A 24,018-nucleotide genomic window follows, 5' to 3' on the forward strand; every position below is an offset into this window, starting at 1 on the left:
CTTAACTTCGACAGGATTATGTGAATGTGTCTTTTTTCTTGTCATGTAACTCTCCCCTTATAACGTGATTATGTCGTATCTTATACTATCCTATCTGTCCATTATAAGGGGGGCAACCACTAGTTACTCCTTGAAATTTGTCGATAAGTTAGAAAGTAAACGTTCTTAGTTCGATAGGGACGTTTTTTTATGCTTATTTATAGGTTACAGATGTAATAAATCAAAAATCAGGAGGAATCTCTATGTACAAAATAGCAGTAGCAGGAACAGGTTATGTGGGCTTAGTCGCTGGCGTATGTTTTGCTGATGTAGGTCACCAAGTAACTTGCGTGGATATTGATGAAGAAAAAGTAATTCTCATGAAATCTGGTGTATCCCCAATCTATGAAGCCGACTTGCAGGAGTTAATGCAGAAGAATTATGCTGCAGGGCGAATTGATTATACAACTGACTATGCATCTGCTTATAAAGACGCAGATGCCATTTTCATCGGTGTAGGAACTCCAGAACAACCAGATGGTTCTGCTAATCTTTCATATATTGCAACCGTTGCTAGACAAATTGCTGAATCAGTTGAAAAAGATTGCCTTGTTGTCGTTAAATCCACTGTCCCAGTTGGAACAAATGACAAAGTAGAACAGTTTATTCAAGACTTTTTAGTAAATGACGTAAGAGTAGAAGTTGCGTCAAACCCAGAATTCCTAGCACAAGGGTCAGCGGTACATGATACGCTATACGCTGAGAGGGTTGTTATCGGTACTGAGAGCAAATGGGCGGAAGACATTCTTATGAACCTTTATGAGCCATTCCACCTTCCAATTGTTTCTGTAAATAGAAGATCAGCAGAAATGATCAAATATGCATCAAATGATTTCCTAGCTCTTAAAATCTCTTACATGAATGATATTGCAAACCTTTGTGAATTAGTAGGTGCAGATATCCAGGATGTAGCAAAGGGAATGAGCTTTGACGAACGTATTGGCAGTAAATTTTTAAATGCGGGTATTGGATACGGCGGCTCTTGCTTCCCTAAAGATACAAAAGCATTGGAGAACTTAGCTAGACAGAATGGTTATGATCTAAAAACAGTTAAGTCTGCAATTGATGTAAACAAAGAGCAAAAGACAAGGCTATATAAAAAAGCTAGAAACAGGCTTATTACGTTTAGTGGTTTAAAAGTAGCTGTTTTAGGATTAACGTTTAAACCTGGAACGGACGACTTACGTGAAGCTGCGTCCCTTGAGAATGTACCGTTGTTATTAGAACAAGGTGCAGATATTTACGCATTTGATCCTGTGGGTGCTGAAAACTTTGCGAAGGTACATCCGGAAGGGAAAAATGGAAAAGGTACCATTAATTACGTAAATAACGTAGAAGAAGCATTAAAAGATGCGAATGTGTGTTTTATCTTTACGGAGTGGGGAGAAGTAAAGGCAGTGGTACCTGAAGCGTATAAGAGTTTAATGCGAACTCCTTTAGTATATGATGGTAGAAATATCTACAAAGTTGCTGACATGCAAGAAGCAGGGGTGGAGTATCACTCGATTGGTCGGAAGCCAGCGAGTAGAGAAGCTGTAAAGGAGCCGAATAGTAATGAATTACAAAGCGTTAGATCCTAATAAAACATACCTTATTACAGGAGCAGCAGGTTTTATTGGTTACTTCTTGTCTAAGAAATTATTAGAAAAAGGCTGTAACGTAATTGGTGTAGATAATGTTAATGATTATTATGATGTGAATTTGAAACATACTCGCTTAGATCAACTAAAGCCTTTTGAGAAGTTTAACTTTATTAAAGGAGATATTTCGGATAAAGAATTAGTTACGAAGATCTTTGAAGAGAACAAGCCGAATGTTGTTGTGAATTTAGCGGCTCAAGCGGGAGTACGTTATTCGATCGAGAATCCGGATGTATATATTCAAAGTAATATTATTGGGTTCTATAACATCCTTGAAGCTTGTCGTTACTATCCGGTTGATCATCTTGTATATGCTTCATCAAGTTCTGTATATGGAGCAAATAAGAAGGTACCGTTTGAAGAAACAGACTTTGTGGACAACCCAGTATCTCTTTATGCTTCAACGAAGAAATCAAATGAGTTAATGGCTCATACGTATAGTCACCTTTATAAGATTCCAGCTACGGGACTTCGTTTCTTTACGGTTTATGGTCCGATGGGTAGACCGGATATGGCTTATTTTGGTTTTACTGATAAGTACTTTGCTGGTGAATCCATTAAGATCTTTAATAACGGTGACTTTGAGAATGACCTTTACCGTGATTTTACTTATATTGATGATATTGTCGAAGGAATAGAGCGTTTGATCGGGAAGCCTTCTACTGAGTCTGTTCCGCATACTGTGTATAACATTGGGAATAACAATCCAGAGAAGTTGATGACTTTCATTGGGACGTTGGAGAAATGTTTAAGTCAAGCTACTGGGACAGAAGTTGAATTTAAAAAGGACTTTGAGCCAATTAAACCAGGAGACGTACCGGCTACGTATGCATCGACCGATTTATTACAAAAGGCTGTTGGGTTTAAGCCGAAGACATCGATTGAGGAAGGGTTACAGAAGTTTGCTGATTGGTATGTGGAGTATTATAAGAAGCAGTAAACATTTGCTTAGGATTTTATGAGTTTTATTTATTAGCCGTTGAGCTTTATAGCTTGGCGGCTTTATTTATTTGAATGCGTACTTTAATGCGGTAATGCGTTAAATATCGTTCAGTAGTGAAAAGGTAGGCTCTTTGAGTATCGTTGATTTTGTTATAAAATGGATTGGAAGGTAATTGACAGAGGTAGTTTTGCATAGTAGAAAACGTATGCTTCATCTAATACATATAGGGAAAAGTAGGAGGAACTATGTACAAAATAGCAGTAGCAGGAACAGGGTATGTTGGATTAGTTGCAGGGGTTTGTTTTGCAGAAGTAGGCCATCAAGTCACTTGTGTCGACATTGATGAAGCAAAAGTGAATCTAATGAAGTCAGGGGTATCTCCTATTTATGAAGCAGGCTTAGAAGATCTGATGAAAAAGAATTATGCTGAGGGTCGAATTGATTATACGACTGATTTTCGTTCAGCTTATAAGGACGCAGATGTTATTTTTATTGGTGTCGGTACTCCAGAGCAGCCTGATGGATCTGCCAACCTATCTTATATAGCTACTGTTGCAAGACAAATCGCTGAGTCAGTAGTGAAAGATTGTTTAGTAGTCGTTAAGTCCACAGTTCCAGTTGGTACAAATGATAAGGTCGAACAGTTCATACAAGACTTTTTAATCAATGATGTGAAAGTGGAAGTAGCTTCGAATCCTGAGTTTTTAGCACAAGGCTCAGCTGTACATGATACTCTCTATGCAGAAAGGGTAATTATTGGAACGGAAAGTAAATGGGCTGAAGACATCCTTATGAGAGTCTATGAGCCATTTCATTTGCCAGTTGTTTCGGTCAACCGCAGGTCGGCAGAGATGATTAAGTATGCATCAAATGATTTCCTAGCTCTTAAAATCTCCTATATGAACGATATAGCCAATTTGTGTGAGTTAGTCGGAGCGGATATTCAAGATGTTGCGAAAGGAATGAGCTTTGACGAGCGTATTGGTGGTAAATTTTTAAATGCTGGAATTGGCTATGGGGGATCTTGTTTTCCTAAGGACACAAAAGCGCTAGACAATCTAGCAAGGCAAAATGGATATGAGCTGAAAACCGTTCGAGCAGCCATTGACGTGAACAAAGAACAAAAGACGATGTTGTATAAAAAGGCTAGAAAGAGACTGATTACATTTAACGGGTTAAAAGTAGCTGTATTAGGGTTAACATTTAAACCAGGCACAGATGATTTGCGCGAGGCCGCGTCGTTGGAGAATATTCCGTTGCTGTTAGAGCAAGGAGCAGATATTTATGCGTTTGATCCGGTTGGGAAGGATAACTTTGCCCGGTTGTATCCTGAAGGTGAAAGCGATAAAGGTAGAATCACGTATGTGGAGAGTGTCGAGAGAGCATTAGTGGATGCAAATGTCTGCTTTATTTTTACTGAATGGGGAGAGGTCAAAGCTGTTTTACCAGAATCATATAAGCTGCTTATGAGAACCCCTTTGGTCTATGATGGAAGGAATATATATAGTGTTTCTGACATGGAGAATGCGGGGGTTGAGTATTACTCGATTGGAAGGCAGGCTGCTAATAGAAAGGGATAGAATAAACAATTATTAGAATAAGGGTTTATATGAAAGGTGCCACATGTTGAATCAAGAGGATATTAATGAGTGGCTTTTTACAGAGTGACTACAATGATTCTTCGTTCTAGTTAAAATGAGGACCAAATTGGAATTTTGGTCCTCGTTTTTAGTTATTCTTTTTCTAATAGCAAATACATAAAATAATTAACCGTATGTTAAGGTGTTTTTACAGATACCCTAGGTCCTTTTTTCGACCAATTTCCCGCTTTATCCCCAGCCTCGATTCGGAAGCGGTAAGATTGAGAAGGAGCCAGGTCTTTGACTGTAAATGAATGTTTCTTTCCAGAAACGGTAGTGAGTAATTTGTCTCCTAGGTAAATCCGATAATGGGAAACCGCTGCATTGTCGGTAGCTGGAGTCCAGTTCAGGGTCAAGCTTGTTTGTTTAATGTTAGAAGCTGTAAGCTGGCTGTCTTCAGGCCACTTAGGACTTGTAGTATCAGTAGTTTTAACAGAAAGTCTTAGGTTCTTTGAGGACCAATTTCCTGCCTTATCCCCAGCTTCGATTCGGAAGCGACAAGATTGAAAAGGAGCCAGGCCTTTTACTGTAAATGAATGTTTCTTTCCAGAAACGGTGGTCAGTAATTCGTCTCCTAGGTAAATCCGATAATGAGAAACCGCTGCATTGTCGGTAGTTGGGGTCCAGTTCAGGGTCAAGCTTGTTTGTTTAATGTTAGAAGCTGTAAGCTGACTGTCTTCAGGCCACCTAGGTCTTGTAGTATCAGTAGTTTTGACAGAAAGCCTTAGGCTCTTTGCGGACCAATTTCCTGCTTTATCTCCTGCTTCAATCCGAAAGCGGTACGTTTGGTAAGGAGATAAATTCTTTACTTTAAATTTATTTTGCTGGCCTGAGACAGTAGCAAGTAAGGTGTCATCTTTGTATATTCGATAATGAGTAACAGCTACATTGTCTGTAGCTGGTGTCCATTCTAGAGTGAGACTTGTTTGCCCGATATTTGTAGCTGTAAGTTGACTCTCTTTTGGCCAACTAGGTGGCCTTATATCAACAAGTGGAGTCAATTCATGTGGTTTACTTAATATAGGACTGTAATGAATATAATCAGCAGATGCTAGATCAGTTCTTTTGTCATAGATCATAGATTCGATGACCTTTGGATCTTTTGTATTCCAATAATTATTTGCAGCGGTTATTTTACTGTCGCTATAACCACTTGGTAGCCTAAGAGCAATCCGGTCACTAGACAGAAAGCTATTGTACTCTACGATCGTTTCAGAATTGGAATAACTAGCCCAGTTCTTTACGGCGTATTGTTCATAAGGTGAATTTTGTTGATAGAATACATTATTTCTAATAAATACTTTCACATCACTACTTGTACCTACACTAATTCCACCGGCATTCATAAAGATATTTCGTTCTATGAACACGTCTCTAATTGGGTACCATAAATAAAGATATGTTGTGTTTGTAAGTTTACTATCTCTAAGAATTAAAGATCCGTAGACTGCGTGTCCAGTAGGAGGATAAATACTACCGTCGAAAACGTCAGAGAACTCTATATGAATAAGATAAGGAGTATTTTCTGTATTACTTCCTGGTGCCACGTTCACTTCGTTTAAGATAATCATTGATGTACTCGTGCCGATTGCCTCTAAAGTTCCAAATGTTCGAATAGAGTGGTTATTCCCTTCCACTACAACACCCGGTTCAATAACTAATGTACTTCCGTAACTAATTTGGACATCCTTTGTAAGTCGGTACGGTGATTGATCTTTAGTCCATACGGTATCGGAATGAATAATGCCACCTACTTCTGTGTGTTGTTTTTCTGCATAAGTAGTATTTAACGAAATGACTTGAAGCAAAAGAATGGATAAAAAGATAAAGCCCAATCTCCCAAATGCCTGTCTCATTAATGTTCCTCCAGCTATTCAATTTTTGAAAAACTTGTTTTTATTTGAAGTTTATACCAAACTATTTACCTTTGTCAGTAACTATTTTGGCATTGTCGAACGAAACTTTGTTAGTGGTTCTAAAGTCATGGACGGAACAGAGAAATAATTGATAAAAAGCCCTAAGCAATCAGTTCTAACTTTTTGCTAGGGCTTTTCTTATGATCATTATTCTATCGTGAACGTAATCTTTGAAGTTCTCTTCTCATTAAAGCCAACTCTAAAAATTGACATTCATCAAAGCGTACACTCCATCTAGATCCTGCTGTTTGAGTGACGACCTTTTCTCCAGTCGGTTCGTTATGTTCATCGGTAACTTCTTCAAATTCTTCTTCCCATTCATCGTAACAAAGCAGGCCGTAATCAAAAGCATCAAGGCCATGTTTTTTAAATGCTGCATGAATCTCTTGAGCAATTAACCCTATATGCCATCTGGCGTTGGGGCCTTTTTTCTCAACGGCATCCTTGAATTTAAATTGACAATAATCAACTTCAGACCAGGCATCAAGTACCCTGTCTGGAATCCTGCTAATTTGTTGTTTTGTGTCACGATCGGATTGATTAATGGTACCATCTACTGAAAATAATGTTCTCCAACGTGATGCGGCACTTCCTAAGCTATGTTCATTGTCGGTTATTGGTCTATGAATTCCACTGAATAAGAAGTTTTCAGATCGTATATTCTTTGTGGTTAAATTTGTCATGGTTGCTTGATCGGTTACAGATAGTTTCTTTACCTGTAGGTTATTTAATTCGGCTTTCGGTTCATGTGCTTGCCCAATCATCTCATATGGAATAACATCTTGGAACCATCTAGGTACAGGTGTACGGAAGTTAATCCCGTATATATAAACACCGTATTTACCTGAGACAACAGGTTGTTTTACAGCTATAGGACCATAATTTATTCCGTTTTCTGGATCTTCATTTTCGTGGTCAATGACTTTTCCTTTCGTATTTTTTACGACCAGTTCATCGCCTAATTCCGTATGAAGAGAAAAGAAATACAGCTCTTGTACTCTACCTAACGCGATTCGATAAGCTTCTGTATTTCTCACTCGTACATTCGTAAACATCATTCTACGTAATAGCCTACGTTCTACACCATAGCCTCTGCCATCAATACAGATAGCTGCGGTTATCTCATCAAGGTTCTCAGATTCAAAGTTTAAAGGTTGAACAGGGTCATAGAGTCGATGACCACTATGGTGCTCAGCGTTCCAATACGTACAATTAAGGGAATGGAAATCCCCAGCACCAGCCCGACCCCTTAAATCATCTACTAATCGTCCCGACACTTGATCATAGTATTGGCCAGTACTAGTCTCAATTGGCCCAGCAACAAATAACCCTTTCCAGCCACCTCGAGCATAAACATTTGTTATATACGATTGGTCAATAGCTGAGCGTCCATGACCTTCAGGATGCTTCCTCCCATCAGGCGTAGAAAACGAAGGTAGGTTAGGAGCTGCTGTTGCGTCGTAATATTGGCTTGCGACTCTCCAATATCCTATAATCCGTACATTGGTTGCTCTGAATTGTTCACGTCCACCAATAAACAACCCAACGTCCCAATCATCACCTAAATTGGAAGGTCTTTCATTTTTATAATTACAGTGTAGTCTAATACAGATATCTTCAATCTGAACGCCGTCGTTCTGTATATTAATAGCAGTTGATAGAGGCTTGTCTTGTGGATCACTTGCTTTAATTCTTGGCTGTCTTCTTGTTTTAACATAACGTGGTCCTTTTCCGGTAAATACAAGATCGGTGACCGTTTGATGATTCTTTAGGGAGTCAGGACCGTGACTAGATCCCATCCCTGCACCAAATAGCTTTTGTCCTTGTGTAACAATAAGAATTTCTTTTTCGTGAATTCTCCAAGTTCCACGAGGGACATAGACGTTAAGACCAGTATCTAAGGCAGCTTGTAAGGCCTCGCCCCAATCCCAGTCTTCTCTAGGCGATTCTTTGTTTGGCACATAATTATAGTACCAAATCAGATTAATAGGGCGGTCCGTAAACTCACCTTTCATCTTCTCTATAATATTATCTTCCCATTCTCTGAATTGACTTAAGTCACCAACATTAGTATCTACCTTCTGATTAATAGCCTTTAACTTATCTGAAACGGATACTCCCTCTTCATCTATGATTTTATTTGGATCAGTAATAGTCGTGTCTGCACTTCCAATTCTATAACCAAAGAAGAAAGATAAGATCCAAAGTAAAAAGCTTACTAGGAAATTTCTTCGATTCATCATGTTCCTCCTAATTCTACTAGATAACTATGTACGTTTAGTGAGAAGTCTAACATATAAACGTATTTCTAAAGCTTTCTTCAGCAAGTTGATATAAATAAACTTGACCCAAGTAGAATAAAGGTACTTGGGTAGAACATAAATTTTAAAGCAAAAATAGAACTATAACAACCTATTGTAGGGTTCTAATAAAGTAAATGTAATGGTTTTTTGGGATTTATTTTTGGATGGGCTTAAATGGATGTAATGTTTGAACGAAGAACCAGCTATACATCGTGGATGTGTGAGTTGGAAAAGCGTAAATGAGGTCTTAGCTGTAATGTATCTTACAATTAACGCATAAACTATTTAATGGGCTGGGGATAGTTTATGGACTAGCTACTTCTCAATTTTTACTTTACTCTATAAATAGAGATTTTTTAGCGCACTCATGATGATAAAAAAGGTGGGATATAATGAAATATCTATTAGGGATAACTAATAAGTTTATTGATTTTGACCAAGACCCAAAAGAGTGGATTAATAGTTGGAAAGAGATTGATAGAAATAACGTTATTGATGGATTCGAAATATATTTGAATATGAAAAATGAGAAAGAAAACGACTACTATATTACGTTAGTAGAAGAACTAAAAAAAGAAAATTGGATTGTTCAAATTCATGCACCAGATATTGATAAATGTTTAGATGATAGAATGATTACCTACCTAGAAAAGCTAGCAAGTAGTTTAAACAATCCTTTAAAAGTGAATGTACACCCAGTTTCCTCAACTATTTCATTGGAACACAACAAAAAGATGACCATTCAAGCTGCAAGAAAACTGAAGAATTCTATTGAGGATAAAAATATATGTTTTGTCGTCGAAAATCTTAACAAAGTTCAAAATCGATTTCGGTTATATAAAGAAGACTTTCGAGAAATCTTTCATGAAGAGAATACTAAAATAAAATTTTGCTGGGATGTTGGACATGAGGTAGATGATGAAATATGTACATACTCCTTACCTGAGATTTTCGAGGAAAACCTACAAAGCATTCATCTTCACGATGTTAACCAACTTTCTGACCACCAACCATTCTATTATGATAATACAAATTTAAGAAAGCTTATGGATTACTTAGAAAGTATAAACTATAAACGAGAAATCGTTTTTGAAATAGCATATGATTACCTAGAAGGTAATTCTTTAAGGGGAAAACAAATTGAATACCTGAGACAAGTGGAAAGGTTTCATGCTATGAAAGCTTAAGGGACATAGGGACAGGTAACTCGACCCATTTAATGATTGTGGATTAGTGTGAAAATCAACTTTCAACATAACATCTTAAAAGTGGATAACCCTCTGATCGTCTCTTCGTATTTGACTAAATACTACGCAATTAAAAAAACTAGGGATTATTTTTCCCTAGTTAGAAGTAATTTAATTTGAGTTATTGCTTGTGGAAGCACGGGGACGGTTCTCGTGCTTCCAAAAAAATCGTCAATTTTTTCACAACCAAAATACATATACGTGTATGTCTTTATATGTGCCTATCATCACCACCGGTAAATACAGGATTGGTAAAATGATTTTCTTTGGTTGCTTCTTCTACCACTTACGCTTTAAAAATGAGATTAAGGGACCCAAAAAAGCCAAGCTACCTGACGTTGCGACACCATCACCTTCTAAAAAAGAGAAATGACGGAACACTTCACGGTGCTACTCTACAATAAGGTTGACAGTTGTTCTTGTTTATTTTTAGAAGAACCCTAAGCTCGAGAGGGGGCTCTAGTTATCTGACGGAAGCACAAGAACCGTCCCCGCGCTCTTGGAAAATTTATTTATGGACACCCCTGGTGCAATTATTTTGGAGAGCAGCTTGTACCGTTTTTATTAATGCAAGAGGCTATTAGGCATTTATGGATTTTTGGAATTTAAAATTATGAGAGTGTCTATGTCACCTGTAAAATAATATCTATAATTAGTTTGTTTAAAAACCGTGACCCAATCTACAAGGGATGACGATTGACTAGTGAATAGGTAAATAGTAAGTGGACAGAATAACTATTCATATGTAGTACTTGTTTGAAAAAGCTTTAATTAATTTTATGTATATTCATTTCATCTGATTCAGAGAAGTGTCCAGTTTTTTCTAATAATTTATAGATTCTATCTGCTTTAGGTGTTACCCAAAGATGTGCGAAAGGTTGTTCTTGTGAGGAACCTTCTATTTGAAAAGTGTGATTCCGATTTTCAACCACTGATCCCACTGAAAAACTACCAACCTGTTGAGAAACGCCAGTAAATGTTCCAGTTCCTTCACTGCCAGTAGATATACCAGAAATGTCTTCAAATTTAAAGCGGTACATGTTTTTCTTTTCGGTATAGTAGATAGCATCGTTAGTAATGGCTAGGTAACCATCTTTACCATTACTGCCATTTGTTACTTCTGAAATAAATGTAGGTGTACTGCCTGCTTGGTTGGTCACTTTACGTTTTGCCAAAGCTTTTTTAATCATGTCTAAACCGAAGGCTATAAAGAAACCAGGGAGTACAAGTGTAAGAAAAACTCTAAAAGCTAGATCATTTGCTCCTCCTTCATTTAATAAAAGCATTAAAAACAAACCAAACCCCATTACTACAATTCCTGCTACTTTTTTAATTCTCTTAGGTGAATACATTTTTTCTCTCCTTTAAAAATTACTGTTTGAAAATTAGGACTCTAGTACTATGACAAAATGAATATGTAAAATTATACAGGTATATTTCATATAATTCAATAAATAATTACTAATCAGATTAAACTATGTGAAGTAAATATAAAGTTGAAAATTAGTATACTGTAGTATACAAGTAGTGCTTTCCTTTGATGGGTTCAGCGTCGTCTCCGATAAAAAATTGCTTCCATTCGTTGTGTGTAGGGTCTCACGAAACCAGTTATTCGGGTAGCGGCGTACTGTAGAACAAGCACGAAAGATGATGAGATGCTGAAATCCCTTGAAAATCAAATTCAGCATTTTACCAGATATATTGAAAGCAAAAAAGATTATAAACTAATTGGTATTTACTACGATAAAGGAAAATCAGGAGCCACGAAAGACAAGCGGCCAGGCTTTAAGCGAATGCTACGCCATTGTGAAGACGGGGAAGCATGGGGACGGTTCTCGTGCTTCCCAACTAACTGATATCTTTAATATACATATACATGTACATGTGTTTTGTTTAGAGGGAGTTGGCTTGTTTGTTGTCAATCCCATGGACTATATACTGGATTATTGTCAAATGCAGCAAGGCTATGTGTATTAAGTCAACTGACCAGTGAGTGAATAAATCCAATAAACATTAACAAATTTTCAATATGGCAGTTTTGTGTAGAGAGGAATAATTTTAGATTCTTTATAGGTTTAAGAGGTACAAGAACCGTCCCGCTGCTTCCAAGAGATGTTCGGCTACTTATGCTTCGATTGATTTGTTACAGGAGGCTGTTGGATTTAATGGAAGCACGGGGACGGTTCTCGTGCTTCCAAAAAAATCGTCAATTTTTTCACAACCAAAATACATATACGTGTATGTCTTTATATGTGCCTATCATCACCACCGGTAAATACAGGATTGGTAAAATGATTTTCTTTGGTTGCTTCTTCTACCACTTACGCTTTAAAAATGAGATTAAGGGACCCAAAAAAGCCAAGCTACCTGACGTTGCGACACCATCACCTTCTAAAAAAGAGAAATGACGGAACACTTCACGGTGCTACTCTACAATAAGGTTGACAGTTGTTCTTGTTTATTTTTAGAAGAACCCTAAGCTCGAGAGGGGGCTCTAGTTATCTGACGGAAGCACAAGAACCGTCCCCGCGCTCTTGGAAAATTTATTTATGGACACCCCTGGTGCAATTATTTTGGAGAGCAGCTTGTACCGTTTTTATTAATGCAAGAGGCTATTAGGCATTTATGGATTTTTGGAATTTAAAATTATGAGAGTGTCTATGTCACCTGTAAAATAATATCTATAATTAGTTTGTTTAAAAACCGTGACCCAATCTACAAGGGATGACGATTGACTAGTAAATAGGTAAATAGTAAGTGAACAGAATAACTATTCATATGTAGTACTTGGGACGTGGGGACAGGTCCCTTGTCCCAAGTGATCTAGAGGTAGCATGATTTCGTAATTTCTTTAAGGCTTCTCTTTTCCATGCGCATACCGTTGGGGTGGAGACGTTGAACTCGCTGGCGATCTCAGCTGTTTTCTTTTGCATAATGATGGATTCTATGACCCACGTTTTTTCTCTTTCACTTAAATCGACCAAATAACCTTCTAGTAATCTAATTCAAGGGGAACAATCTCATGAATGGTTGGAACAGCTTCTAGCAACGCATCACCTGTATAGGAATGGCGTTCGCTATATTTACTTTCTTTACTCATAGCAACCAAGCGGACGGTTCTAGACTGGTGAAAAAGTACCTTTTATTTGAAGAGTTGGTGTTCAACTACAATAAAGGGTACTTTGCTTATCTATCATATACTATATCTAGTGCTTACAATTATAAATTTCGACGTTTTCGCTGGTCCCTGTGCTTTCCCCCCCTAAGTTATCTAAATTATCTGTCACATATTCTTACAATCAAGTTGTTGAATTAATGGAAGATTTGTTTTAATTGAAATATCAAAAGGAAAGCAAAGGCTAAAAAAACACTTATTATTGTTCGTTAACACGAGAACGCGCTTTCGTTTTGGATAAGGATAAATAGATAAAAGGGGTGGAGCTTTTTATGAAGAAGATCAAAAAATGGTTGACGGCAACTGTAAGCGCAAGTCTATTATTTACGTTAGCTGCATGCGGAAGTTCATCAACGGGGAGTGAATCTAGTTCAACAGGAGATGAAACAGAAGCACAACAAGTCGGAGCAACTGATTTTCCAACAAAGCCAGTAAGGCTCGTAATTCCTTATCCACCAGGTGGAGGGACGGACGTACTTTTCCGATTAGTAGCAAGTTATGCGGAAGAACATTTAGCACAACCGATTGTACCAACGAATATGGCGGGAGCAACAGCAACGGTTGGATCTAGACATGTAAAAGACGCAAAAGCAGATGGCTATACAGTTTTAGGTATCCATCAAGTTGCAGCTACTGCTTACCATACAGGGATTGTTGATTATGGCTTTGACGCTTTTGATCCAGTCATGATGATGACATCTACACCACATATTCCAGCAGTTAGCAAAAAATTTAGTGAAGAGAACAATGTTACTAATGTTGAAAGCTTTATCGAATATGTAAAAGAAAACCCGAATGAAGTTACTTGGGCATTCACAACTGGTTCAGAAGATCATTATACAATCGCAGCGATGCTAGATGCAGCCGGTGTGGATCCTGGAAGTTTAAACTATGTAAATTATGACGGAACTGGCCCTCAATATGCTGCATTAGTTGCAGACCAAGTTGACGGAATGACAGGAGACTTTGCTTCAGGTAAAGGATATATTGAGGATGGAGCTATGGTCCCATTAGGAATGGTATTTGATGAAAGAAATCCGTTTTTGCCAGAAGTACCAACTTTAATTGAGCAAGGAATTGATTTTGCTGTTACGGTTGATCGAGGTATTCTCGCTCCAAAGGGGACACCAGAAGAAGTGATTGCAGTCATAAACGAAGCATTTAGAAAAGCATTAGAAGATCCAGAACTACAACAACAAATTGAGGAGTTGGGAAGTTTTCCAAATTTTAAACCGACATCTGAGTATGAGCTTCACCTTGAAGAGTTGAATGATCGTATGGATGATTTGGCGGATAAGATGCAATTTTAAGCTATAGTAAATATGAGGTGATTTGTTTGGCAAACAGAATATTTTCTCTAGTTATTTTAGTTGTAGCGCTTGTAATGTTTATAGAATCAAGAGGTTTTTCTGATAAGTCACCGGGGCAATTGTTTGCCCCCTCTTCTTTTCCAACAGCGATAATATTTATTATGACTATATTAGCTCTTGTTTTATTACTAAATAGTTTTAAGGAAAAGCAATCTTTTACATATTTTTTACAACGTATGAAAGGGTATGTTATCGAGCAGTGGCGTGTATTAGCATTATTTGTTGTTTTATATACCTACATTTCGGCACTTACAGTGATTGGTTTTCTCATTAGTACAATGATCTTTTTGCTTATCGTCTTCAGCATTTTACGTCCTTTAAGAAAAGCGTATTTTATTACAAATGTGGCAATAGCACTCATTTTGCCATTTACGGTTCAATTTATTTTTCAGAATTTTTTAAGTATATATTTACCATAGAGAAAGGAGTTGAGGAACTTGGACGTTACATCCATTTTTTTAGCCGTTCAAGAGGTTTTTCAACCCCTAACATTACTATATCTAGCTATTGGGGTGTTTTTTGGAATCATTGCAGGAGCTATTCCTGGATTTACGTTTACGATGGCCATTATACTAGCATTTCCCTTTACCTTTGGCATGGATCCGATTACTGGTCTCACCTTGATGATTGGTATTTACATAGGGGGATTATCAGGTGGGCTTATCTCTGGTACATTATTAGGTATCCCTGGTACACCATCTTCCGTTGTTACTATTTTTGATGGTTTTCCAATGTCCAAAAGAGGTGAAGGTTCAAGAGCATTAGGAATAGGGATTGTCTCTTCTGTTTTAGGAACAATTATTGGTGCAATCATTTTGTTTGCTCTCGGACCCGTTATATCAAGAATAGCTTTGAATTTTGGCCCATGGGAAATCTTCGCTTTAGTCGTTTTCGCTTTAACTCTTATTGCAGGATTAAGCGGATCAAACTTAACAAAAGGATTAATTGCTGGATGTTTAGGATTATTAATTGGTACAGTTGGGATTGCTCCAACTGGTCAAATCCGTTTTGATTTTGGATATCCTAGCTTGTCTAGTGGGTTGTCAGCCATACCGGTTTTAATAGGACTGTTTGCTTTTTCTCAACTATTTAAAAATGTCGAGGAAATTAAAGAAGCATATTCATCAAAAGACAAGGAAGTCCTTAAATCAAAAATGAAAATTCCTTACTTTCAAGTTATTAAAGATGTATATAAAGAAAAATGGAATGTATTTCGCTCGTCGACAATTGGATGTTTTATCGGTGCACTTCCGGCTGCTGGGGCTGAATCAGCCAACTTTATTAGTTATGACCGAGCGAAAAAAGCTTCAAAAGAGAAAGAGGAATTTGGTGAAGGTCACCCTGGTGGAATTGTTGCGGCAGAGAGTTCAAATAATGCAGTGGCAGGAGGGGCGTTTATTCCTACGATCACATTGGGGATTCCTGGTGACGTAGCACAGGCTGTTATGATTGGAGCGTTAATCCTACATGGGATTACGCCAGGACCAGGGCTGTTTCAGCAGCAACCTGTTTTGGTTAACTCTATCTATGTGGCAATTATATGTAGTGCGATCTTCGTTTTAATCATCCAATCATTACTATTGCCGTTATTAATTAGAATTACGTTAGTACCTAAAACTATATTAATACCGTGTATTCTTGTTTTAAGTACAGTTGGTGCCTTTGCTTTAAATAATAGGCCTTTTGATATTTGGGTTGTGTTTGTTTTTGGTCTAGTAGGTTATCTATTGCAAAAAGCTGACGTTCCGTTAGGTCCTGTTATTTTAGGTTTAATATTAGGACCGACACTTGAAGCAGAATTAATTAGAGCATTCCAAATAAGTTCAGAAATCAGTACATTCTTTACTCGTCCAATTTCATTGGCATTTTTACTTCTTGCAGTTGGTTCAATTTTTTTCTCATTAAGACAGCGCAATAAAGAAAAAGCTAGCTTTGATGGTGGTCAAAAAAGAGCATCATAGCTTGAGGAGGGGGGGGACGTGTGGGACAGGTCCCTTGTCCCACTCCCCTTAAATCCAGTAAAGCTAATACTACAGAAGAAACATATGGACAGTTCTTCTTCTTTATGTATTGGTTTAGGTTCAATAAATGACAGCGGCTGCCGTCCAGCTAAAAAGTTGACATCTTGAACAGAAGAAATGTAAATGAGATCTAAGTTAGCCAGTTCAATGGAAGGGATGAGGGAAGCACGGGGACGATTCTCGTGCTTCTTTAGTATCGTTAAACGAAGGAAGAAGAGTAATGTGTGCCTGTCGCTCCTCGAAGAAAACTAGATTTTGTCGAACTGAGACCAATGCTCCTCTGTCAAAGAGGGGCATTGTTTGCAACGAAAAGTAAATACGTGTACTAGTATGTGTAAGTTGATTGAGTGTAGATCCGCCTACTTATCTTATCTCCATTCAATCTCAAAAAATTTTTTCTGAAAACCTAAAGGAATACCACAAATGTTGTCGAATAAAAGAGTCACCTCATCTATTTCCTCTTTCAGTCATTCCATATAAGAAACTACCTATTTTTCTTCATTGTTTATTTTCCTTATCATTATCATTCACTTCAGTTAAAAGCCAAAAGGAGGTCGTCTATGTGACGGTTAATGTATCAAGCATTGGTTTAAAAGGATTGGAAGGGTACCGTGTGCAAGTGGAGGTCCAGGTGTCAAAAGGAACAGAGTCGATGGTGATCGTGGGGCTTCCGGATGCGTCGGTGAAAGAGTCAAAGGAGCGGGTGTTGTCGGCGATTCGAACACTTGATTGTGATGTGACGGATCAGAAGATTGTTGTCAATTTGTCCCCTTCTGAGCAGAAAAAGAACGGGCCTTTGTTTGATTTAGCAATGGCTGTTGCGGTCTTGAAAGAGAGGAAGCACTTCAACGAGGAAGTCCCGAAAGAGACGGCATTTATTGGGGCGTTGTCGTTAGATGGATCGGTTGTCAAAGTGGAAGGCATGCTGCCGGCGCTCATTGCCGCAAAAGCGCTCGGGTTTAAACGAGTGTTTCTCCCTTATGATCCACTGATCCCGATTGAGATGTTAGAAGGAATTGAGTGTATCGTTGTGCATCACATAGACGATGTGTTGCAGTATATAAGTGGACAGGTTCCACTACCTTTGCCTATTCAGTCCGGCCCATTAGAAGAATCGATATCGACTGTTCAGTTTCAAAAAGACTTTTCCGATATTATTGGACAAGAGCAAGCTAAACTAGCGCTTGAGGTCGCGGCAGCGGGTGGTCATAATGTGTTGATGAGCGGTCCTCCTGGCTGTGGCAAGAGCTTGCTCGCTGAAACATTCTCCTCCATTTTTCCTCCGTTAACGAAACAAGCTCAATTAGAAAAGATTAGCTTGTATCAACTTGCACAAGAAAAGTTGGAATCTCCTCAGACTGTTCCTTATCGACACCCACATCATTCTGCTTCTTCTGTTGCGATTATTGGTGGGGGCCAGAACCCAAAGCCAGGGGAAATTTCTTTAGCCCATCATGGTATTTTGTTTTTAGATGAAATGGCTGAGTTTACAAAGAAAACATTAGATATGCTCAGGCAGCCTCTTGAAACAGGAAAAGTGACAATAAGCCGTGCTCATTCGACGGTGACGTATCCCGCTTCCTTTCTCCTCATCGGTGCGATGAATCCTTGTCCTTGTGGATACCTTGGTTCGAACACGCATTATTGCTCTTGTACACCAAAACAGGTTCAGTCATACCGCAACCGTGTCTCCGGGCCAATCTTTGATCGGATTGATATTTTATTATCCTTACACCCCGTTAATCTAGAACAGCCTCAAGGAATGAGAGAGTCCTCTCTAGAAATCCGAAATAGAGTCGAGCAAGCAAGGGATGTGCAATATGCTCGTTATCAAGCAGAGATAACAAATGCAAAAGTTCCGTTTGAACAGCTCATGAAAACAAGTCCCCTCACAAGCAATCAGCAGAAAATGATGACTCAGCTATCATCGAAAAAACAATGGAGCAATCGCGTTCAAATTAAAATGATTCGTTTAGCTAGAACGCTATCTGATCTTGCAGGAGAACCATCGATATCAGATGAAAGCATCTGGAAGGCAATGACTTTAAGACGGAACCACATCTCAAAAGACCATACGAAAGCGAGGGGGAACTAATGCCTCGAGCTAAGAGAATTTGGATTCCACACCGCTTTTATCACATCGTCATGCGTGGCAACCGTCGTGATCCGCTGTTCCGCTCAGCTACTGACTTTCACGCTTTCCTCCATATCCTTCATCAGCTCCATCATAAGATTCCCTTTGAACTTGCTTCCTACTGTTTAATGACCAATCACTACCATCTACAACTCCGCTCCGAAGAAGCATCCCTTTCCAAACTGATGGCTCTCATCAACAAACGATATGCCAACTACTACAATACCCGTTATCGCTTAACCGGACATGTTTTCGAAAAGCGATTTCATGACACGATCATCGAGGATAAGAATGGAATGATTGAAGTCAGTCGCTACATCCACCAGAACCCGGTAGAGGCCAAAATGGTGAAACGGCCAGAATATTATCCATGGAGTAGTTATTATTTGTATATGTACCCAGAAGCAATACAACCGCGGTTTATGAAGGTAGAAGCAATCCTTAAGTATTACGTAGGAACCTTGGAGGAGAGGAGGAGGTTGTATTGTAAGGCGATGAGGGGAATGTGAACTTTAAACGAGCCATTGAAACTTTGGTTTGAATCCGAGACCAAGTTTAATGCCCTCTAAAAGAATACTAGATTCAAACCAGACCCCTCGTATTCTTGATTGTGGATTAATTAAAAAACCAGCTTCTTAAAAATAACATGTTATCACATAAAAGGTGGATAACCTTCTATTTATACAGAGGGTTATCCACCTTTTGCAAGATATACACAGACAGCCCAAAAGGATTATTGGTATTAATGCATAGCTATCCACATCTAGGGTAGAGGGAGCTGTCTGTAAGCCCAGGAATCCTTTTCTACATTATGAATAAGAGCGTGTTTTAATCAAGCCACCTAAACACGCTCCTGTTTATGATGATTTACTCTTTTTAAGGATGCGTAAATTTGTTCAATATCTGTGAGTGTTAGTTCAAATAAGTGCTTGTCTTCACTTTTGTAGATTCCTACGTTAATAAGCTTTTTAATCAGTTTCTCTTTACGAGCTTCTACTTGTTTTCGCAATTCTCCCATTGCTATCATCTCCTCTAATTAATCGAACAGCTTCCCATTGATCTCAATCTGCTCGGTTTCTTTTTGTCCTTGTGACGAAAAAACAAGTATCATCCGTATTATAGCCAACAATTGGCATTCCAAAACTGATTTCTCATATGTTGCAGATTTTTACAAATTGAGAATAGAAACGGGCGTAATTCGCTAGAGAATTTTTGTCAGTTTTCTTTATTTTCTTAATAAATGTTTACAATTAAAGGATTGGAAGTGGGGGTGATGCTGTTTAAGAGCTAATTATACGCAGCGACCTTTCACTTCTCCAACCAGCCCCAAAGAGCCGTGTCTTTACACTGACGTCTTTTCTCAACTGTGAGTTTTCCCGTTACCGCTCCGTAAAAGTACTGGATGAAGCTCGTTCTGATGCGGTTTTGCTTATAGCGGTAAACGGTTTCTTTGAATGCTTGGATAATGACGGGGAGAAGGGTTTCAATTGGTAGGGTGAATTTCAACGAGCGGTAAGCCATTGCAGCTCGGTCCCAGAGTGCGCAGATTTCTTTGGCGCGGTTGAAGAATGGTTTGACAGCCTTTGTGAATGGGACAGGGACAAAAGATGGGACAAATGTATAATCAAGCGTTTCAAGCGTATGTTCTCGAAGATCTTTATTTTTTGGTTTATTAGCTTTAAGAATAGAAGCTTCTGGTTTGTTTTTTCTAGGTGAAGGGCTTGGTATAGCTAGGGTTTGGGTTGGTTGGCGTTGCGTCAATTTTTCTGATTTCGTTACGTCAAAACGGTTAAAAACGTAGACGTTATGAGATTTTCCGCCTTTTTTGCGGGTAGTGCTGTATATAGTGAGAATGCCGAGTTTTTTTGCTTTTATGAGCATGCGTTCAAATGTTTTCGATGAGATGCCGCCGTTGGTCGTTTTTGTGGATTGGACGAGAACGGCAATTTTTGCATTGCAGACGCCATGTACTTTGACACTGAATTGAATGAGTTTTACTAAACCGATTTTCTCTCCCTTTGTAAAGTGGTGCTCGTGAAGTTGTAAGGTACGTTTGATTGATTCGTTAAAGTCTTTGACTGATGTAAATTGGCTTAAATGCGCAAATTGGATGATGTGTCCTGATTGCATGGGGATTCCTCCTTGGGGATTAGGTGTAAACGCGGGGACGGCTCTCGTGTATCTCAAATAAAAAATACATATACATGTATATGTTTATGTTTATGTTTGGGTGTGTGCCTAGTCATCACTGCAAAATGCAGGAAGGATTAAACGGTTATTGCTCGCTATTTGTGGGCGTGTAGGCGGCTCCCATGTAGGTTAATCGCATTGAGACTGTCTAAAATGGATCTACCTCCATTCCAAGACGCAGCATAAGTCGGACATGTTGAACATCTCACCATATATTGCGTAATCGAAAAGTCAATAGAACGGCGATTACTCATCTTAATTGTGTACCCTAGCTTTTACATATAATAAGCCGATTGATTGTTACGATAAGAGAAGCGTACGATGCAATAAGATGTACGTTGCATCTGTTTTTCAAGCGTATGGTAAGAGATGGATAACGGCACTTCCTTGTAGTTTTGGAAGGTGATGATTGAATGCTGTTTGTTTGTTGGATGACGTTTGATCGATTTGATGTGGTGGTAAAAGAACCAGCTGCATTCGTGAATTTGCGGAGAATGCGTTGGGAAAGCGTAAATTTGCTCAAGTGGATTAACGGGGATTGGAATCTTACTTTGAATGCCTGTTTTGTGAATGACCGAAGCGCGTCTTCCGTCGTACTCAGCCCCTCCTTCGAGACAAGCTTCTTTAATTAGTTGAAATGGTGTTTTTCTAACGTAGAAGATTTGATCTCGCTCCCAAACAATGGTGTAGTAGTCAATGTGGTTAGCGGGGAAGAGGGCTGTTGTGTCGGGATTGATTTCGTAGTGTGGAAGGATTCGTTTTTTCATGATTGCGAGCTCCTTTTTGTTGGGGATTTTCTATTCAATGTTTTACAAAGACCAATCAATGGGTCTTATGTAAAAGTAGATAGATGGGGAGGGAAAGCTAAGAGGATTACAGTTGGTCACTATTTTCTAGCATGTCATGAACGAGTTCATGTTTTACATCGTTGAAAGCACGACCATAGCCCTTTTTTTCAAGCAATCCTTGAATCCTTAGGAAGGTCTGAAAATTCATGGTTGTTTTACCACGTTCAATTTTGCTCATCGTATTCCGTGAGATCTCTAATGTAGCGGCTAATTCTGCACTTGTTACGTTGAATTCTTTTCGGAAAGCTTGGATGATTCGACCGACTTCTTTCGTTGCTTCTGTTTGTAACTTTTTCAGCTGCTTTTTTCTTTCTTCTTCTATGCGGTCTTTTCTAGCCAACGGTTTGTCTCCTTTTTTAAGACTATAATCAGTCAAATAAAAGGATTAAGCGACGCACTATTGTTTACAAAATTACATTTATTGGGAGTTGGTGAGATTTTTTTTGTTAGATTTTATGCTAAGTGGGACGTGGGGACAGGCCCCTTGTCCCACGGAGTGGATTAGGCACCTGATCTAGAGGTAGCATGATTTCGTAATTTCTTTAAGGCTCCTTTTTTCCAAGCGCGCACTGTTGGGGTGGAAACGTTGAATTCGCTGGCGATCTCGGCTGTTTTCTTTTGTTTAATGATCGATTCTTTGACCCACGTTTTTTCTCGTTCGCTTAAATCGACCAAGTAGCTTTCAAGTAATTCTGATTCAAGTGGAACCGTCTCGTGGCTACTGGGAACAGTCTCTAGCAACTCGTCTCCTGTATAGGAATGGCGTTCGCTATATTTGCTCTCTTTTCTTAGGGCAATCATCATTCTACCTCGAATGTAGGAAATGGCATACGTAGAAAAGTTCCCTTTCTCCGGATTGAAATTTCGATAGGCATCCCAAAGAGCAAGGCAGCCGATTTGATAGAATTCATCATGGTCTTTGTAAATACGCAGCATAACTAGTTGCTTTTTGATAGCGGGCTGAAAATTCTTTAGGACTTCCTCAAACGATGGTTTATTTTTATTCACTTTTTTATCCTTTTTGAAAACGCGTTTTCTCGATTATTCCGCCGGTATGTTTACGATAAGCGAAAGTTGAAAGGTCGTCATATCGTGAAAAATGCATTTTCTAAGGAGGGGAGGAAGTGATTCTTGTATTTTCTACTAGGCGATTTTGTGGAAATCAAGTAGAGGAGAGGGGGGGTTTTTGTAGGATGGGTATTTTTCGTTAACGGTGGGGATATAGGGGACAGGTTCCTCGACCCACTTACTGATTGTGGATTAGTGTAAAACCAACTTTCAACATAACATTTTAAAAGGTGGATGGAAAGTTGGGTGCCAGTCACTCCTCGAAGATTGCAAGATTTTGTCGAACAGTTTAGGTTAGTTAGAGACTGCTAATCATAATTAGCGATAGATTTCAAAGGTTGGCTCTGCTAGACTATTTATAGCAACTACATAAGCTGATGGGCGGTTGGCACTCCCTTAGGAAAGGGGGTGTTAAAAAATGGTGACATATGAAGCAATGAATACGCTACTTCAATTCGGCACACTTATCGTTACAATGTTTATCGCATTCGTAGCAATTGTCGCGCTAGTCACCAACAAAAAGAAGTAACCGCCCGTCGCCTCCAAACGTTGGGTAGTTACTTCTCTTCAAAAAATGGTCAGCCGCTCTTCATGCGGCATGTAGTTGTGTTGACCGGGTGTTAGCGCACTCGGTCTTTTTTTATTGTGGGTTGATCTTACTTTCATTATACATGATTAGGACTTGACTTTCATGATATTTTTATATTTAACTATTAAAACATTAAAAGGAGTGGGTCAAGGGGACAGGTCCCTCGACCCACTTGGTACTCCCTATGCATGTGCTTTACTGGAATTTTATTGCACCGATCACGATTATTATTTCGTAGGTAGTTTTTTGGTTAAGTAGCGGGACAGTGGGACAGTACGTTGTACCATTTTGATAGCAATAGGATGGTTCAGTGCTTCCGTAACTAATTTATGCCATTGTTGATACAGCTACATTTGTAAGTTTCAGTCAAGCGTTAAAGATGGTTTAGGGAGATATTCAGTTCTTGGTTTCGAGGATATGGATTTATTATAGTTAGGTCGGTGGATAACTTCCTTTTATACAGAGGGTTATCCACCTTTTTTGTGTTATACACAACGGTCTACGGAATTTATCGATTTTTAAGGTAGATATCCACAGTAAATTCTTTGTGGGACAATGGACCTGTCCCTCTGTCCCACCTCTGTCCCAAGATCAATCAATAATAAGTGAAAAATGATGACGATCAATAGCTGCTGGTATTTTTATTATCTTTTCAGATAGACCTCTTTCTTCGATCTCCTCTTTTAAGATTGAAATAAATTCTATATCTAAGTTTTGTTTAATGGCTTCGGAGTAGGATTCTAATAGAGACTCATCACTTAACAAATCTAACACACGCTTCCCTCCTTTTACCTATCTACTTACATATAATTGTCTTTGTCTTAAACCGGCATACTAGTCATACGTCATATTTTACCTATTTAATACATATTAATAAACCGAATTAGTAAAAAAA

21 protein-coding genes and 1 pseudogene are annotated in these 24,018 nt (G+C 38.6%); 11 read left to right on the plus strand and 11 right to left on the minus strand.

All coding sequences use genetic code 11. The features are described 5' to 3' along the window. Window positions 1–242 precede the first annotated feature (242 nt). The 3 genes from AC1FXP_RS22075 (at window position 243) to AC1FXP_RS22085 (ending at window position 4,202) form a co-directional block, all read left to right on the plus strand. On the plus strand, window positions 243–1,619 hold the full coding sequence (locus AC1FXP_RS22075) for a UDP-glucose dehydrogenase family protein (protein ID WP_480064088.1): 1,377 nt from the start codon (window positions 243–245) through the stop codon (window positions 1,617–1,619). Next, entirely contained in the window at window positions 1,594–2,619 is a 1,026-nt protein-coding gene (locus tag AC1FXP_RS22080; protein ID WP_480064089.1) for a GDP-mannose 4,6-dehydratase, read from the plus strand. The genes AC1FXP_RS22075 and AC1FXP_RS22080 overlap by 26 nt, the downstream gene beginning before the upstream one ends. A gap of 248 nt (window positions 2,620–2,867) precedes the next feature. Continuing rightward, the gene (locus AC1FXP_RS22085; protein WP_480064090.1) at window positions 2,868–4,202 is read left to right on the plus strand and encodes a UDP-glucose dehydrogenase family protein; all 1,335 of its coding nucleotides are present in this window, start codon (window positions 2,868–2,870) and stop codon (window positions 4,200–4,202) included. Window positions 4,203–4,399: 197 nt separating this feature from the next. Here the strand turns inward: AC1FXP_RS22085 and AC1FXP_RS22090 are convergent, their stop codons facing one another. Both AC1FXP_RS22090 and AC1FXP_RS22095 read right to left on the minus strand, forming a co-directional pair. Further along, the gene (locus AC1FXP_RS22090) at window positions 4,400–6,118 is read right to left on the minus strand and encodes a fibronectin type III domain-containing protein (protein ID WP_480064091.1); all 1,719 of its coding nucleotides are present in this window, start codon (window positions 6,116–6,118) and stop codon (window positions 4,400–4,402) included. Window positions 6,119–6,330: 212 nt separating this feature from the next. Then, a complete protein-coding gene (locus AC1FXP_RS22095; protein ID WP_480064092.1) occupies window positions 6,331–8,418 on the minus strand; it encodes a tail fiber domain-containing protein in 2,088 nt (695 codons plus the stop codon). A gap of 455 nt (window positions 8,419–8,873) precedes the next feature. Here AC1FXP_RS22095 and AC1FXP_RS22100 point away from each other — a divergent pair, with 455 nt between their 5' ends. Next, window positions 8,874–9,668, plus strand: coding sequence for a TIM barrel protein (locus tag AC1FXP_RS22100; protein ID WP_480064093.1), 795 nt, complete (start codon window positions 8,874–8,876; stop codon window positions 9,666–9,668). Window positions 9,669–10,495: 827 nt separating this feature from the next. On the opposite strand, the gene AC1FXP_RS22105 is transcribed toward AC1FXP_RS22100, so the two are convergent. Both AC1FXP_RS22105 and AC1FXP_RS22110 read right to left on the minus strand, forming a co-directional pair. Then, window positions 10,496–11,080, minus strand: a complete 585-nt coding sequence (locus tag AC1FXP_RS22105) for a hypothetical protein (protein ID WP_480064094.1) — start codon at window positions 11,078–11,080, stop codon at window positions 10,496–10,498. 151 nt (window positions 11,081–11,231) lie between these two features. After that, window positions 11,232–11,324 (minus strand): annotated as a pseudogene (locus AC1FXP_RS22110) (YqcI/YcgG family protein); the annotation flags it as partial. 14 nt (window positions 11,325–11,338) lie between these two features. Here AC1FXP_RS22110 and AC1FXP_RS22115 point away from each other — a divergent pair. Continuing rightward, window positions 11,339–11,584, plus strand: a complete 246-nt coding sequence (locus AC1FXP_RS22115) for a recombinase family protein (protein ID WP_480064111.1) — start codon at window positions 11,339–11,341, stop codon at window positions 11,582–11,584. 918 nt (window positions 11,585–12,502) lie between these two features. Here AC1FXP_RS22115 and AC1FXP_RS22120 read toward each other — a convergent pair. After that, a complete protein-coding gene (locus AC1FXP_RS22120; RefSeq protein WP_480064095.1) occupies window positions 12,503–12,712 on the minus strand; it encodes a LuxR C-terminal-related transcriptional regulator in 210 nt (69 codons plus the stop codon). A 463-nt stretch (window positions 12,713–13,175) separates the two neighbouring features. Here AC1FXP_RS22120 and AC1FXP_RS22125 point away from each other — a divergent pair, with 463 nt between their 5' ends. The 5 genes from AC1FXP_RS22125 (at window position 13,176) to AC1FXP_RS22145 (ending at window position 18,937) form a co-directional block, all read left to right on the plus strand. Continuing rightward, complete coding sequence (locus AC1FXP_RS22125; protein ID WP_480064096.1) at window positions 13,176–14,213, plus strand: Bug family tripartite tricarboxylate transporter substrate binding protein; 1,038 nt, start codon at window positions 13,176–13,178, stop codon at window positions 14,211–14,213. A 26-nt stretch (window positions 14,214–14,239) separates the two neighbouring features. Continuing rightward, the gene (locus AC1FXP_RS22130; RefSeq protein WP_480064097.1) at window positions 14,240–14,692 is read left to right on the plus strand and encodes a tripartite tricarboxylate transporter TctB family protein; all 453 of its coding nucleotides are present in this window, start codon (window positions 14,240–14,242) and stop codon (window positions 14,690–14,692) included. 18 nt (window positions 14,693–14,710) lie between these two features. Beyond that, window positions 14,711–16,234 carry a tripartite tricarboxylate transporter permease gene (locus AC1FXP_RS22135; RefSeq protein ID WP_480064098.1) on the plus strand — a complete coding sequence of 508 codons (1,524 nt, stop codon included), beginning with the start codon at window positions 14,711–14,713 and terminating at the stop codon, window positions 16,232–16,234. Window positions 16,235–16,856: 622 nt separating this feature from the next. After that, the gene (locus AC1FXP_RS22140) at window positions 16,857–18,389 is read left to right on the plus strand and encodes a YifB family Mg chelatase-like AAA ATPase (protein ID WP_480064099.1); all 1,533 of its coding nucleotides are present in this window, start codon (window positions 16,857–16,859) and stop codon (window positions 18,387–18,389) included. Continuing rightward, window positions 18,389–18,937, plus strand: coding sequence for an REP-associated tyrosine transposase (locus AC1FXP_RS22145; protein ID WP_480064100.1), 549 nt, complete (start codon window positions 18,389–18,391; stop codon window positions 18,935–18,937). The genes AC1FXP_RS22140 and AC1FXP_RS22145 overlap by 1 nt, the downstream gene beginning before the upstream one ends. 332 nt (window positions 18,938–19,269) lie before the next feature. On the opposite strand, the gene AC1FXP_RS22150 is transcribed toward AC1FXP_RS22145, so the two are convergent. From AC1FXP_RS22150 to AC1FXP_RS22170, 5 genes are all read right to left on the minus strand, one after another. After that, the gene (locus AC1FXP_RS22150; protein WP_480064101.1) at window positions 19,270–19,446 is read right to left on the minus strand and encodes a Fur-regulated basic protein FbpA; all 177 of its coding nucleotides are present in this window, start codon (window positions 19,444–19,446) and stop codon (window positions 19,270–19,272) included. A gap of 290 nt (window positions 19,447–19,736) precedes the next feature. Next, the gene (locus AC1FXP_RS22155) at window positions 19,737–20,558 is read right to left on the minus strand and encodes a hypothetical protein (RefSeq protein WP_480064102.1); all 822 of its coding nucleotides are present in this window, start codon (window positions 20,556–20,558) and stop codon (window positions 19,737–19,739) included. Window positions 20,559–20,893: 335 nt separating this feature from the next. After that, window positions 20,894–21,385: a competence protein ComK gene (locus AC1FXP_RS22160; protein ID WP_480064103.1), complete on the minus strand. Its 492-nt coding sequence runs from the start codon at window positions 21,383–21,385 to the stop codon at window positions 20,894–20,896. Between the two features lie 106 nt (window positions 21,386–21,491). Continuing rightward, entirely contained in the window at window positions 21,492–21,806 is a 315-nt protein-coding gene (locus AC1FXP_RS22165; RefSeq protein WP_480064104.1) for a helix-turn-helix domain-containing protein, read from the minus strand. 161 nt (window positions 21,807–21,967) lie between these two features. Beyond that, on the minus strand, window positions 21,968–22,474 hold the full coding sequence (locus tag AC1FXP_RS22170; RefSeq protein ID WP_480064105.1) for a sigma-70 family RNA polymerase sigma factor: 507 nt from the start codon (window positions 22,472–22,474) through the stop codon (window positions 21,968–21,970). A gap of 478 nt (window positions 22,475–22,952) precedes the next feature. Between AC1FXP_RS22170 and AC1FXP_RS22175 the strand changes: the two genes are divergently transcribed. Next, window positions 22,953–23,063, plus strand: a complete 111-nt coding sequence (locus AC1FXP_RS22175) for a putative holin-like toxin (protein ID WP_235715407.1) — start codon at window positions 22,953–22,955, stop codon at window positions 23,061–23,063. Between the two features lie 651 nt (window positions 23,064–23,714). Here AC1FXP_RS22175 and sda read toward each other — a convergent pair. Beyond that, complete coding sequence (gene sda, locus AC1FXP_RS22180) at window positions 23,715–23,897, minus strand: sporulation histidine kinase inhibitor Sda (RefSeq protein WP_480064106.1); 183 nt, start codon at window positions 23,895–23,897, stop codon at window positions 23,715–23,717. Window positions 23,898–24,018 lie beyond the last annotated feature (121 nt).

It is taken from the genome of Halalkalibacter sp. HAAS-P013 (assembly GCF_056619925.1).

Excerpts from the sequence above, each read along its gene's own strand:
- AC1FXP_RS22075 (WP_480064088.1), top strand. The coding sequence starts at position 243 with ATGTACAAAATAGCAGTAGCAGGAACAGGTTATGTGGGCTTAGTCGCT.
- AC1FXP_RS22080 (WP_480064089.1), top strand. The coding sequence starts at position 1,594 with ATGAATTACAAAGCGTTAGATCCTAATAAAACATACCTTATTACAGGA.
- AC1FXP_RS22085 (WP_480064090.1), top strand. The coding sequence starts at position 2,868 with ATGTACAAAATAGCAGTAGCAGGAACAGGGTATGTTGGATTAGTTGCA.
- AC1FXP_RS22090 (WP_480064091.1), bottom strand. The coding sequence starts at position 6,118 with ATGAGACAGGCATTTGGGAGATTGGGCTTTATCTTTTTATCCATTCTT.
- AC1FXP_RS22095 (WP_480064092.1), bottom strand. The coding sequence starts at position 8,418 with ATGAATCGAAGAAATTTCCTAGTAAGCTTTTTACTTTGGATCTTATCT.
- AC1FXP_RS22100 (WP_480064093.1), top strand. The coding sequence starts at position 8,874 with ATGAAATATCTATTAGGGATAACTAATAAGTTTATTGATTTTGACCAA.
- AC1FXP_RS22105 (WP_480064094.1), bottom strand. The coding sequence starts at position 11,080 with ATGTATTCACCTAAGAGAATTAAAAAAGTAGCAGGAATTGTAGTAATG.
- AC1FXP_RS22125 (WP_480064096.1), top strand. The coding sequence starts at position 13,176 with ATGAAGAAGATCAAAAAATGGTTGACGGCAACTGTAAGCGCAAGTCTA.
- AC1FXP_RS22145 (WP_480064100.1), top strand. The coding sequence starts at position 18,389 with ATGCCTCGAGCTAAGAGAATTTGGATTCCACACCGCTTTTATCACATC.
- AC1FXP_RS22150 (WP_480064101.1), bottom strand. The coding sequence starts at position 19,446 with ATGGGAGAATTGCGAAAACAAGTAGAAGCTCGTAAAGAGAAACTGATT.
- AC1FXP_RS22155 (WP_480064102.1), bottom strand. The coding sequence starts at position 20,558 with ATGCAATCAGGACACATCATCCAATTTGCGCATTTAAGCCAATTTACA.
- AC1FXP_RS22160 (WP_480064103.1), bottom strand. The coding sequence starts at position 21,385 with ATGAAAAAACGAATCCTTCCACACTACGAAATCAATCCCGACACAACA.
- AC1FXP_RS22175 (WP_235715407.1), top strand. The coding sequence starts at position 22,953 with ATGGTGACATATGAAGCAATGAATACGCTACTTCAATTCGGCACACTT.